Annotated in this window: 7 protein-coding genes, 1 tRNA gene and 1 pseudogene; 5 read left to right on the forward strand and 4 right to left on the reverse strand. The window is 71.6% G+C overall.

What is annotated here, in order from left to right:
• Positions 1–237 precede the first annotated feature (237 nt).
• On the reverse strand, positions 238–1,617 hold the full coding sequence (locus IEY86_RS34860) for a M14 family zinc carboxypeptidase (protein ID WP_189135920.1): 1,380 nt from the start codon (positions 1,615–1,617) through the stop codon (positions 238–240).
• Positions 1,618–2,105: 488 nt separating this feature from the next.
• Between IEY86_RS34860 and IEY86_RS34865 the strand changes: the two genes are divergently transcribed.
• Positions 2,106–3,683 carry an APC family permease gene (locus IEY86_RS34865; protein WP_189135921.1) on the forward strand — a complete coding sequence of 526 codons (1,578 nt, stop codon included), beginning with the start codon at positions 2,106–2,108 and terminating at the stop codon, positions 3,681–3,683.
• Between the two features lie 156 nt (positions 3,684–3,839).
• Here the strand turns inward: IEY86_RS34865 and IEY86_RS34870 are convergent.
• Positions 3,840–3,912, reverse strand: a tRNA-Arg gene (locus tag IEY86_RS34870).
• Positions 3,913–4,093: 181 nt separating this feature from the next.
• On the opposite strand from IEY86_RS34870, the gene IEY86_RS34875 reads away from it, so the two are divergent.
• The 4 genes from IEY86_RS34875 to IEY86_RS34890 all read left to right on the forward strand — a co-directional run bounded on the left by IEY86_RS34875 (position 4,094) and on the right by IEY86_RS34890 (position 10,035).
• Positions 4,094–4,885 (forward strand): response regulator transcription factor, encoded by a 792-nt coding sequence (locus tag IEY86_RS34875; protein ID WP_189135922.1) that lies wholly within the window; start codon positions 4,094–4,096, stop codon positions 4,883–4,885.
• Positions 4,882–6,339 (forward strand): sensor histidine kinase, encoded by a 1,458-nt coding sequence (locus tag IEY86_RS34880; protein ID WP_308425199.1) that lies wholly within the window; start codon positions 4,882–4,884, stop codon positions 6,337–6,339. Before IEY86_RS34875 ends, IEY86_RS34880 begins: the two co-directional genes overlap by 4 nt.
• Positions 6,340–6,568: 229 nt before the next feature.
• Positions 6,569–7,849 carry a bifunctional glycosyltransferase family 2/GtrA family protein gene (locus IEY86_RS34885; protein WP_189135923.1) on the forward strand — a complete coding sequence of 427 codons (1,281 nt, stop codon included), beginning with the start codon at positions 6,569–6,571 and terminating at the stop codon, positions 7,847–7,849.
• Positions 7,846–10,035 (forward strand): ArnT family glycosyltransferase, encoded by a 2,190-nt coding sequence (locus IEY86_RS34890; RefSeq protein WP_189135924.1) that lies wholly within the window; start codon positions 7,846–7,848, stop codon positions 10,033–10,035. The genes IEY86_RS34885 and IEY86_RS34890 overlap by 4 nt, the downstream gene beginning before the upstream one ends.
• A 69-nt stretch (positions 10,036–10,104) precedes the next feature.
• Here IEY86_RS34890 and IEY86_RS34895 read toward each other — a convergent pair whose 3' ends face one another.
• Together IEY86_RS34895 and IEY86_RS34900 are read right to left on the reverse strand one after the other, a co-directional pair.
• Complete coding sequence (locus tag IEY86_RS34895; RefSeq protein WP_189135925.1) at positions 10,105–10,854, reverse strand: phosphodiesterase; 750 nt, start codon at positions 10,852–10,854, stop codon at positions 10,105–10,107.
• Between the two features lie 163 nt (positions 10,855–11,017).
• A pseudogene (locus IEY86_RS34900) lies at positions 11,018–12,625 on the reverse strand (hypothetical protein); the annotation flags it as partial.

The following is a 12,625-nucleotide window of genomic DNA, read 5'->3' on the forward strand; positions in this document are numbered from 1 at the left end:
CACATTCACCACATACAAATCGAACTGCGCCATGAACATCGCCGACAACAACACCGGCAACATCAACCACCGACGCGGATCGGCATCCTGCGTCGTGCTCGCGCCAGCACCGCCGACGCCCAACTGCTTGTCAGCCCTCGCGCCATTCGACATGAGTCGGACCATACGGGGGTTGGGAACCCAGTGCCAGGGCCGGCATGAATTAGTCAAGTAGGGCTCGACCGAATCTGGAGCATTTCATTTCACTTTGCTGGAGCTCGAGGAATTCTTTGCATTCCCCATTGCATCCAGCTGCTCGAATGCCGAGACGACGGCACGCGCCTGGTGCTCGACCTGACACTCCACCGGAACCCAGCGCGGCTCGAACTCCCCCTCGCAGGCGGTGCACCAGCGCGCGATGAACTCCCCCAGCTCGGCGCGCGCCCCGCACTCCCCCACCGCCTGCCGCAGCAGCGCGGCCGCCCGCAGGGGCACCCGGCGCGCCAACAGCAGCAGGGACGCGGCCCTGGCCTCGTTGAGCACCGGCATCGGGCGGGCCCTGCTGCGCTCCCGGCCCGGGTCCCACTCCTGCGCCAGCCCGGAGGACACGGCGAGGTACTCCTCCACGGCCGCGAGCGCGGAGCCGCTCCCTTCGAGCAGGAACGGCCGTGCCCGCTCGAGGAGTTCGGCGACGAGCAGACCGCCGCCGAGGATCACCTCGCTCGCGTGGCGCAGCGACGCCGCGGGGTCGGAGCACAGCTCGGGGTCCGTGACCCGTTCGACCCCCCACATCGGTGCCTCCACGACGGCGGTCACCGTGCCGTAGGTGTGCGGATGGAACCAGGTCGAGGCGACGGCGCTGTCCGTCAGGTGCGAGAACGGCTCATAGCTGCCGGGCGGGGGCATCACATAGACGCCCGCTCCCGCCTCGAGCCAGTGGAAGGCGTCGTAGGACCCGACGTCCAGCGGCACCCGCAGCCGCGCCGCCCACTCCCCGACCCGCTCCGCGAGCCCGGGTATGTCCCGGGTCAGCTGGACGAAGCCGCCGCCGATGTCGGCCCCGTGCAGCGAGCACTGAAGGAACGGCCGCAGTTCGTCGATCACGGAGACGAGGGCGCGCGTCTCCGGCAGCCCCTGGGCCAGAGCGGCCGCGCCCCCGGCGGGAAGCCACTCCGGCTGCTCGGCGAACGGCGGCCGGTAGAACCGCCGGTGGTAGCCGCCGAGCGTGAACGGCCCCCGTACCCACGCCTCGTTGAGCCGTGCCCCGTCGGGGTCGAGGCAGAGCAGGAAGTGCCAGGCCGTGTCCGAGCGCAGCGCCTCGTCGCCCGTGACCCACGCGGCGAGCCGCAGCACGGTGGCGCCTCCGACGGGCTCATTGGCGTGCGCCCCGGCGACGACGAGGACGTCGCGACGGCCGCGGCCCACGGACAGCAGGAGCAGCGGCTGTCCCTTGCGGGAGGTGCCGACGCGGCGCAGGCGGCACAGGTCAGGGTGGCTGCGGGCCAGTTCACGGGCGGCGTGGGCGGCCTCGTCCACCGTGGGGTAACGGGCGGGAGCCGCGCCGGGGGGCGGGTTTGCGGCCGGGTCGGCTGAGGGGTTTGCGGCTGACCCGGCGGCTGGGTTGGCGGCGCCGTCCATGGTGACTCCTCGAGGTCGGCGGACCCCAGGAGCGTTTGGGCGTGGGGGTGGCGCACGCGGTGCTCTGGTCCGGCTGGGGCAAGGTGTTGAGCTGTCGAGCGCCCCCAGCATGCCCAGGAAGCGCGACTCGAGGAAGCCGGATCACCGCACCTCACCTCGGCAGTCATCTCCTCGGCAGTCATGTCCCTTCCCGTCGCCACCGGCCATGACCCCTAATGGCCCCCTAGTGGGCCCCCTTGCCGGCCCACGTGCCGGCCGCCTCGATGCGACCGCCGCGTCCGCCGCCGTGCCCGCCGCCGTATCCGCCGCCGTGCCCAGGGGTCCGCGGGAGCGCACGTTCCCTCCGTGCATGTTCCGCCTGACGGAACAGAGCGGTCCTTCGGTTGACGACTGGCGGTACGCACCGATCATTGAAGATGAACGTACGAAGTGGGACGTACAAGGACAGAAGTTGGGACCACCTCCACGCCTCGGAGCGGAGGGCCGTCATGGGTTCTGTTGACCCCCCACCCGCCACGGAACCTCCGCAGGTCCCGCCGCTGGAGACCGGAGGCAAGGGCCTCAAGCACGGCGCCCTGGGGCTGGTCTCGAGCGTCGTGATCGGCCTGGCGTCCACGGCACCCGCGTACAGCCTCGCCGCGACCCTCGGCATCATCGTCGTCGGCGTCGGGCTGCAGTCGCCGATCATCATCATCCTGGGCTTCGTCCCGATGTTCCTGATCGCCTACGGCTACAAGGAACTCAACCAGGCCGACCCCGACTGCGGCACCACCTTCACCTGGGCCTCCCGCGCGTTCGGCCCGCACACCGGCTGGATGGGCGGCTGGGGCATCGTCGCCGCCGACATCATCGTCATGGCCAACCTCGCCCAGGTCGCCGGACAGTACGGATACCAGCTCGTGGGCGCCAACGGCCTGGCCGACAGCGCCCTGTGGACGACGGTGGCCGGCGTGATCTGGATCGCCCTGATGACCTGGATCTGCTACGTCGGCATCGAGGTGTCCGCGAATGTGCAGAAGGTGCTGCTGAGCATCGAGGTCGTCATGCTCTTCGTGCTCGGCATCACGGCACTGGCCAAGGTGTACGGGGGCACGGCGCCGTCCACGGCCCACCAACTCGACTGGTCGTGGTTCAACCCCGCCGAGATCAGCTCGGTCGACGCCCTCACCAAGGGCGTCCTCGCCGCTGTCTTCATCTACTGGGGCTGGGACACCTGCGTCTCGGTGAACGAGGAGACCGCCGACAGGGACCGCACCCCAGGCCGCGCCGCGGTCATCTCCACCGTCCTGCTCCTGCTGGTGTACCTGCTGGTCACCACCTCCGCGCTGTCCTTCGCCGGAGTCGGGGACAAGGGCATCGGCCTCGCCAACCCGGACAACGCGGACGACGTCCTGTCCAACCTCGGCAGCGAGATCTTCGGCTCGACGGGCTTCGGGTGGTTCCTGTCCAAGCTGCTGATCCTCATGGTGCTCACGTCCGCCGCGGCGTCCACCCAGACCACGATCCTGCCGACCGCCCGCACCACGCTGTCGATGGCGGCGTTCAAGGCGATCCCCAGCCACTTCGCCCGCATCCACCGCCGCCACCTGACCCCGACGTGGTCCACGATCGGCATGGGGCTGGCCTCGATCGCCTTCTACGTGGTGCTGACGAGGGTGAGCGAGAACGTCCTGGCGGACTCCATCGGCTCCATCGGCCTGATGATCGCCTTCTACTACGGACTCACGGGCTTCGCCTGCGTCTGGTACTACCGCAAGGTCCTCACCCGCAGCGCCCGCGACCTGTGGACGAAGGGCATCATGCCGGGCCTGGGCGGCGTGCTGCTGCTGTACTTCTTCATCGACGCCTGCGTCGTGTACGGCGAGGCCGACTACGGCAGCACCTCCTGGACGCTCCCCTTCCCGCCCCACTGGCACCTCGGCGGCGTCTTCGTCACCGGCATCGGAGCCCTCCTGCTGGGCGCGATCCTGATGCTGATCTACCGCGCGATGCGCCCGGCGTTCTTCCGCAAGGAGATCATAGAGGTCTCGGCCGCGGAACGCCCGCCGGAGCGTTCGAGCAAGTGAGAGGTCTCCAATTCCGATGCTCGAACACGAAGACGACGACCCGATGCGCCCGTGGACGATCGTCCGGGCCGCCGACCGGCATCCGACGCAGGAGCATCGATCCAAGACCACGTCAAAACGCCCCGGACCATGATCGGTCCGGGGCGTTCGGGCCTGTGCCCCAGGCAGGATTCGAACCTGCGACACCCGCTTTAGGAGAGCGGTGCTCTATCCCCTGAGCTACTGAGGCCACTGATGCTGATGCCCATGGCTGGATGGTCCCCGCTGCCGGGGCCGTCCCAGCAGACAGCGTAGCGGACACGGCGATGTCGCCGGGCGGCGCGGGGCGGTGGCGCGGCGGGCGCGCGGCTCACAGGGGATTCACAGAAACGGCTCAGCCGGGGCACAGACTCCGGCGCCACCGTGGAAACATGACAGCGATGGCCCCCGACACTCCTCCCGACCCCCGTTCCGCCCCGGCCCGGGCGCCCGCGACCGGCGCCGGGGGGCTGCGGCGAGCCGATGGGAGTCCGCTGAGAGTGCTGGTCGTGGACGACGAGGCGTCGCTCGCCGATCTGCTCTCCATGGCGCTGCGCTACGAGGGCTGGGAGGTCCGCTCGGCCGAGAGCGGGGTGGCGGCGGTCCGCGCCGCCCGGGACTTCCGGCCCGACGCCGTGGTCCTCGACATCATGCTGCCGGACTTCGACGGGCTCGAGGTGATGCAGCGGATCCGCTACGACACCCCCGACCTGCCGGTGCTCTTCCTCACCGCCAAGGACGCCGTCGAGGACCGTATCGCCGGGCTCACCGCGGGCGGGGACGACTATGTGACCAAGCCGTTCAGCCTGGAGGAGGTGGTCGCCCGGCTGCGGGGACTGCTGCGCCGCTCCGGGGCCGCGTCCGCGCGCCCGGACTCCCTGCTGGCCGTCGGCGACCTCACCCTCGACGAGGACAGCCGCGAGGTTCACCGCGGCGGCGAGGCGATCCATCTCACCGCGACCGAGTTCGAACTGCTGCGCTACCTCATGCGCAACCCCCGCCGGGTGCTCAGCAAGGCGCAGATCCTCGACCGCGTCTGGTCGTACGACTTCGGCGGCCAAGCCAATGTGGTCGAGCTCTACATCTCCTATCTGCGCCGCAAGGTGGACGCCGGGCGGGAGCCGATGATCCACACGATGCGCGGGGCGGGCTACGTCCTCAAGCCGGCCAAGACGACGCCGTGAAGCGCTGGTGGAGCGGGCGGCCCCTGCGCACCCGGCTGGTCCTGTCCTCCATCGCCATGCTCGCGGTCGTGCTCACGGTGATCGCCGTGGTGTCGACCTTCGCCATCCAGGCGTTCCTCATGGACGAGCTCGACCACCGGGTCGAGGACGCCGGCCGAAGGGCGCAGGCGTCGTTCGACCCGAACCTGCCCCACCCCGACCACTCCCTCCTCGGCTTCCTCCAGGGCCCCGGCATCGACCCGCGCGCCCTCGGGATGCGCCTGCAGCCGAACGGCGGGGTGGAGGCCGCCGGGGTGCTCAACGGCGCCGTCCCGCCCACGCTCAAGGGCCTGTCCGCCCAGCAGGCGGTCGCCGTGGCGAATGTGTCCCCGGACTTCGACCCGCACACCCGGGGCGTGCCGGGCCTCGGCGACTACCGGCTGATCGCGGTTCCCGACGCCACCGGTGAGGTGATCATCACCGGCCTGCCCATGAAGCCCGTGCAGGACACCGTCGGCCGGGTCGTCGGGGTGGAGGTGGTGGTCGCGGTCGCCGGCCTGATCGTGGCGGGCCTGGCCGGGGCCGCCATCGTCCGGCTGGCCCTGCGCCCGCTGCGCCGCGTCGCCGGGACGGCCACCCGCGTCTCCGAGCAGACCCTGCACGAGGGCGAGGTCGCCGAGCTGGAACGGGTGCCCGCCGCCGACACCGACCCCCGCACCGAGGTCGGCCAGGTCGGGGCCTCGTTGAACCGGCTCCTCGACCACGTCGGCGCCGCCCTCACCGCCCGGCACGCGAGCGAGACACGGATACGGCGGTTCGTCGCCGACGCCAGCCATGAGCTGCGCACGCCGCTCGCCTCCATCCGCGGGTACGCCGAACTCACCCGGCGCGGCCATGAACCGGTCCCCCGCGACACCGCCCACGCGCTGCGCCGGATCGAGTCCGAGGCCACCCGGATGACCTCCCTCGTGGAGGACCTCCTCCTGCTCGCCCGCCTGGACTCCGGGCGGCCGGTGGAGAGCGCACGTGTCGACCCCGTCCCCCTCGTGATCGACGCCCTCAGTGACGCCCGCGCGGCGGGGCCTGACCACCACTGGCGGCTCGACGTGCCCGACGAGCCCTCGGCGTTGGTCGAGGCGGACTCCGCGCGCCTGTACCAGGTGCTGGTGAACCTCCTCGCCAACGCCCGCACCCACACCCCGCCGGGCACGTGGGTGACCGCGTCGGTGCGCCGTGAGGGTGACGAGGTGGTGCTGAGCGTCGCCGACGACGGACCCGGCGTCCCCCCGGACGTCCTGCCGCGTGTGTTCGAACGGTTCACCCGCGGCGACTCCTCGCGCTCCCGCGCGGCCGGGAGCACCGGCCTGGGCCTGGCCATCGTCTCGGCCGTTGTCGAGGCCCATGGAGGAACGGTCCACGTGACCAGTTCCCCCGGCAGCACGGTCTTCTCCGTCCGGCTGCCCGCCGCCCACTGAGACCGCCGTCCACTGAGCCTGCCGCCTGCTGAGACCGCCCCTCACTGAGGCCGCCGACCACTGGGACCGCCGCCCACTGAGCCTGCCGACCACTCAGTCCGCTGCCCACTGAGCCTGCCGACCACGCGCCACCGCGCCCCCGACCCGCGCCCCGAAACACGCTCGCACTCACAGCCGCCCCACAGGTACACCACACGGACCGCACAGCCCCCGCCGGAAGTCTCGGGTCATGGAGATCCTGACCCAGATCCTTCCGCGGCAGGCGGCCACGCTGCCCGCCCGCGAACACGTGCCGACCAGCCGTCACACCGCCGTTCTGGATGTGGTGGTCCCGGTCTACAACGAGCAGGCGGACCTCGAGGCGTGCGTGCGACGGCTGCACGAGCACCTGCGCACCTCGTTCCCCTACCCCTTTCGCATCACCGTCGCCGACAACGCCAGCACCGACGCCACCGCCCGGGTTGCCGCGGCGCTCGAGCAGGCGCTGCCCGAGGTCGCCGCCGTCCATCTGCCGCAGAAGGGCCGCGGCCGGGCGCTGCACCACGTCTGGTCCACCTCCGACGCACCCGTGCTCGCCTACATGGACGTGGACCTGTCCACCGACCTCGCCGCGTTGCTGCCGCTCGTCGCCCCGCTGATCTCGGGCCACTCGGACCTGGCGATCGGCTCCCGCCTCTCCCGCGGCTCCCGGGTGGTCCGCGGGCCCAAGCGGGAGATGGTCTCGCGCGCCTACAACCTCATCCTGCGCGGCACCCTGGCCACCCGCTTCTCCGACGCCCAGTGCGGGTTCAAGGCGATCCGCAAGGACGTCGCCGAGCGGCTGCTGCCGATGGTCGAGGACACCGGCTGGTTCTTCGACACCGAGATGCTGGTGCTCGCCGAACGGGCCGGGCTGCGCATCCACGAGGTGCCGGTCGACTGGGTGGACGACCCCGACAGCCGGGTCGACATCGTCGCCACCGCCGTGGCCGACCTCAAGGGCATAGCCCGCCTCGGCCGGGCCCTGGCCCGAGGACGGCTGCCGCTGAGCGGTCTGCACCGCGAGGACGGCCCCTACGAACACGATCCCGACCAGGTGCCGACGGGGCTGGGCCGCCAACTCGTTCGGTTCGCCGCCGTCGGGGCCGTGAGCACCCTCGCGTATCTCCTGCTCTACGTGCTCCTGCGCGGCGCCGTGGGACCGCAGACGGCCAACGCGCTGGCGCTCCTGCTCACGGCCGTCGGCAATACCGCGGCCAACCGCCGTCTGACCTTCGGCGTGCGCGGCAGGTCCCGGGCCGCCCGCCACCAGGCGCAGGGCCTCGCGGTCTTCTTTCTGGGCCTCGGCGTGACCAGTGGCTCCCTCGCCGTGCTGCACGCCCTGGACCCGGCGCCCGGCCGCGCCGCCGAGCTCACCGTCCTCGTCGCGGCGAACCTCGCCTCGACCCTGGCCCGGTTCCTGCTCTTCCGCGCCTGGATCTTCACAACGAAGACCGGCCCCATTTCAACGAACGCCAGGACGCCCCGATGACCGCCACCCTGCCCGCCTCCCCGCACCAACCGCAGCCGCAGCCGCCGTCGCAGCCCCCAGCACACTCCCGGCACCACGCCGAGCCACCGCCGGGCGGCGACGACCCCCGCTGGGCCCGCCCCGCGCTGTTCGCCCTCCTCGCCCTCACCGCGGTGCTGTACCTGTGGGATCTGAGCGCCTCCGGCTGGGCCAACGCCTTCTACTCCGCGGCCGTCCAGGCCGGCAGCCAGAGCTGGAAGGCGTTCCTGTTCGGATCGTCCGACGCCGCGAACTCCATCACCGTCGACAAGACCCCCGCCTCCCTGTGGGTGATGGCGCTGTCCGCCCGGGTCTTCGGCGTCAACTCCTGGAGCCTGCTGGTGCCGCAGGCGCTGATGGGCGTGGCCACCGTGGGCGTGCTGTACGCCGCCGTCCGCAGGCGGTTCGGCGCCGCCGCCGGGCTCATCGCGGGTGCCGCGCTCGCGCTCACCCCGGTCGCCGCGCTGATGTTCCGCTTCAACAACCCCGACGCGCTCCTCGTCCTCCTGCTCACCCTGGGCGCGTACGCGGTGCTGCGGGCGGTCGAGAACGGCAGGACCGGCTGGCTGGTCCTGGCCGGAACGTGTGTCGGCTTCGCGTTCCTGGCCAAGATGCTCCAGGCGTTCCTCGTCCTGCCCGTCTTCGCGCTGGTGTACCTCGTCTGCGCGCCGAACGGGATCTGGCGCAGGATCGGGCAACTCCTGCTCGCCGCGCTCGCCCTCGTCGTCTCGGCGGGCTGGTGGATCGCGCTGGTCGAGCTGTGGCCTTCGGGCTCACGCCCCTACATCGGCGGCTCGCAGCACAACAGCGTCCTGGAGCTCACCCTCGGCTACAACGGCCTGGGGCGGCTCAGCGGGAACGAGACCGGCAGCGTCGGCGGCGGCGGTGGCGGCGGGCAGGGCGGCCGCTGGGGAGAGACGGGGATCGGGCGGCTGTTCGACTCGGACATGGGCGGCCACATCGCGTGGCTGCTGCCCGCGTCGCTGATCCTGCTCGTCGTCGGCCTGTGGACGACCCGGAAGCTGGAGCGCGCCAGCGCGACCCGCGCCGCGTTCCTGCTCTGGGGCGGCTGGCTGCTGACCCACTGGCTGGTCTTCAGCTATATGCAGGGCATCTTCCACCAGTACTACAACGTGGCCCTCGCTCCGGGGATCGCCGCGGTCTTCGGCATGGGCGCGGTGACACTGTGGCGGGCTCGGCGGCATCCGGCGGCGGCGCTCACCCTCGCGGCCGTCACGGCGGGGACCGCGGTCTGGGCCCATGTCCTGCTCGGCCGCAGCGCCGACTGGAACCCCTGGCTGCGCTACACCGTTCTCGTCGGCGGCCTGGTGGCGGCGTTCGCCCTGCTGGCGGTGGGGCGGCTGAAGGGACGTCGCATCGCTTGGGTGATCGCGTGCGCGGGGCTGGTCACGGTGCTGGCGGGACCGACCGCGTACTCCCTGAGCACGGCGGCCACCGCGCACAGCGGTTCGCTCCCGACCGCGGGGCCGAGCGTGCGCGGTGGCTTCGGGGGTCCAGGTGGCCGGGGCGGACCCGGCGGCGGCCCGTTCGGCGGCTGGTTCGGCGGCCCGCCCGGACAGGAGCAGGGCCAGGGACCCACGCAGGGACAGGGCCAGGGACAAGGACAGGGACAGGGACAGGGCCGGGGTCTGCCGGGAGGTCAGGGACAGCAGCCCGGGGGCAATGGGAGCCTTCCGCAGGCCCCAGGACCGGGCCAGGGACCAGGACAGGGAGGCCAACCGGGCCGGCCGGGCCAGGGGGCCCAGGGCGGTCCGGGCGGACAGCAGGGCCCGGGCGGACCCGGCGGCATGGGCGGGCTGATCAGCGGCAGCAGGCCCAGCAGCGCGCTCATCGCCGCACTGAAAAAGGACAGCGGCTCGTACACCTGGGTGGCGGCGGCCATCGGCTCGCAGAACGCCTCCGGATACCAGCTCGCGACCGGCGACCCGGTCATGTCCATCGGCGGCTTCAACGGCACCGACCCGTCGCCGACCCTCGAGCAGTTCAAACGGCTCGTCACCGCCGGGAAGATCCACTACTTCATCGCGGGCGGCGCCGGCGGACCCGGCGGCGGCCAGAACTCCGCCTCCTCGCAGATCAGCTCCTGGGTCACGGCGAACTTCACGGCGAAGACCATCGGCGGTGCCACCGTCTACGACCTCGGCTGACGAGGACCGGAGCCGACAACGACCTGGGCTGCCAACGACCTGAAGGGCGCCCGAGGAGCAAGGGCAGCGTTACGGGATGAAGCGGTAATGCGTGGTCAGCCGGCGGTCGTCGCCCAGGATGTGGAAGGCGACCGCCGGCGGCGCGTCATGGTTCACGGGGCCGTCGCCCTCACCCATCTCCCACGGCAGGTTCACCGTCGAGGTCACACCGGGCGCCACGAGCAGCGGGCGTCCGGCGAAGACGGTGGCGGCGGGGGTGTGCGCGTGCCCCGCCAGGAACGCCACGATCTGCGGGTGCCTGGCGGCCACCGCGGCCAGCCGCTCCTGCCCGAACTGCCTGACCCCGTCGATGTGCGGCACATGGAGTTCCACCGGCGGGTGGTGGAAGCACACGAAGACCGGGGTCTCCGGGGACGTGCCGGCAAGCACGCCTTCCAGCCACTCCAGCGTCTCGTCCGAGAGGTGGCCGTCGTCCTGGCCGGGGATGCTGGAGTCGCACACGGCGAACACGGCCCCCGCCACACGGTGCACCTCGTTGACCGGTGCGTCGCCGCCCTCTTCCTGTGCGAACGCCTCACGGAAGGGCTCGCGGGCGTCGTGGTTCCCGGGGCACACCATCATCGGCAGCGGTGACGCCAGGACCTTGCGCGCCTCCTCGTACTCGGCCGGAAGCGCGTGGTCGGCGATGTCCCCGGTGACAAGGACGGCGTCCACCTGCCCGGACAGCCCGTTGAGGTAGTCCATGACGCGCTGGGCACGCTCGGTGCTGCGCGGCCCGCCGTCGAAGTGCGGATCACTGATGTGTGCCAGGACGATCACTGGTGGCCTCCCGTTTCCCCCGTATCCCGTTCCCCCGGGGCGGTGATCCTAGACATTGCCGTCGCCGTCCGGGAGCCGGCCCCGGCGAGTGGTCCCCCTGAAGGAACTCGCCAGGGCCGGTCCGGGAGGTCGGCGAACCCGCGAAGTCAGCCGGTCCGGGCGGTCACAGCAGCCGGGTGAGCCTGGCTCCGAACGACGGCTCGTCGGTGGCGGCGGTCAGGGTGACCGGGACCTTCACCTGGCCGATACCGCTGCCGATGGTGAGGGTGCCGACCTTGTCGCCCTTGGCGGACTTCTGGGGAACTGTTCCGTCCGTCGCCTTCAGGTTGAGCTTCACCTCGGTGCCCGCCCAGCCGACGGCCTTGACGTCCTTGGTGGCCACGACCGGGGTGGTGGTGCCGAGCCCGTCGTCGACGTGGCCGACGACCTGCCCCTTCTTGATCACCTGCTTGGAGGTGAGGGCGTCCTGGGCGGCGATGACCAGCTTCTTCGCCGCGTTGGCCGCCGTCTGGCCGGGCACGGAGCCGCGCTGGCCGAGCACCGCGCCGATGACCAGCTGGGTGGTGCCGCCGATCTTCTTCTCCGCGGCGAAGAGGAAGTTGGCCCCGGCGGCGGTGCTGTTGCCGGTCTTCAGGCCGATGACGCCCTCCTGGTTCAGGATGAGGTTGTGGTTGAAGATCGGGCTGCTGTAGCCGGGCCGGTTGATCTGGCCGGTGCGCACGATCTGCCGGAAAACGGGGTTCTCCATGGCCGCCTGGCCCAGCTTCACCTGGTCGGCCGCGGTGCTGACGGTCGTGGCGTCGAGGCCGCTGGGGTCGGTGTAGGTGGTGTGGGTCAGGCCCAGCTCCTTGGCCGCCTTGTTCATCTTCGCGGCGAAGGCCTTCTCGGAGCCGGAGTCCCAGCGGGCGAGCAGCCGGGCGACGTTGTTGGCGGAGGGGATCATCAGATCCTCGAGCGCCTCGAACTCCGTGAGCTGCTGGCCCTTCTCGATCTTGATGACGGACTCCTTCTCGGCAGAGCCCTTCTCGTAGTCCTCCTGGGCCTTCTGGTCGGCGGTGATCCTCGGGCCCTTCTCGCCGGGCTTGAGTGGGTGATCCTTGAGGATCAGGTACGCCGTCATGGTCTTGGTGACGCTGGCGATCGGGCGCGGCTTGTTGTCGCCGAAGCGGCCGAGGCTGCCCAGACCGGCGATGTCGACCGCGGCCTGACCGCCGGAGGGCCACGGCATCTCGGGCTTGCTGCCCTTGAACGCGTAGGTGTCCGCAGCCGTTAGGTCCAATGAGGGCTCCGGGAGCGGCCGGAGCATCTGCGCAACGCCGAAAAGGATCAGAAGGAGCAGGACGAGCGGCGTCCAGATCTTGAACCTGCGCAGGGTCTGGCGCAGGGGCGTTTGCGGCGGAGGAGGTGTGTTGGTGAGGTCCGCGAGGAGCCTGAGGGGGTTCGCGGGCTCGGGGGGCAGCGGCTGCTGCTTGGTGGGCTCGGGAACGGGCGGGACGGTCGTGGTGGTGACCGTGGCGGACGAGGAGCGCTGCGCGGCGGGCTCAGGCGGAGCCGAAGCCGCCGCCGAGGCGGCGGCGGGGGGCGAGGACTTCCCGAGGTCCGGCTTGGCAGCCGGCGCGGGAGCGGCCTTGGCCCCGGCCTGCGCCCCCGGCCCGGCGACGGGCTTCTCCCCGGTCGTAGGCGCGGAGGTGGGTTCGGCCTTCGGCCCCCGCCCTGCCACCGGCTTCAAGTCGGTCGTGACCCCAGCGGCCGACGCCGCCTTGGGCTCCGA

It is taken from the genome of Wenjunlia tyrosinilytica, assembly GCF_014646055.1.
Lineage (GTDB): Bacteria > Actinomycetota > Actinomycetes > Streptomycetales > Streptomycetaceae > Wenjunlia > Wenjunlia tyrosinilytica.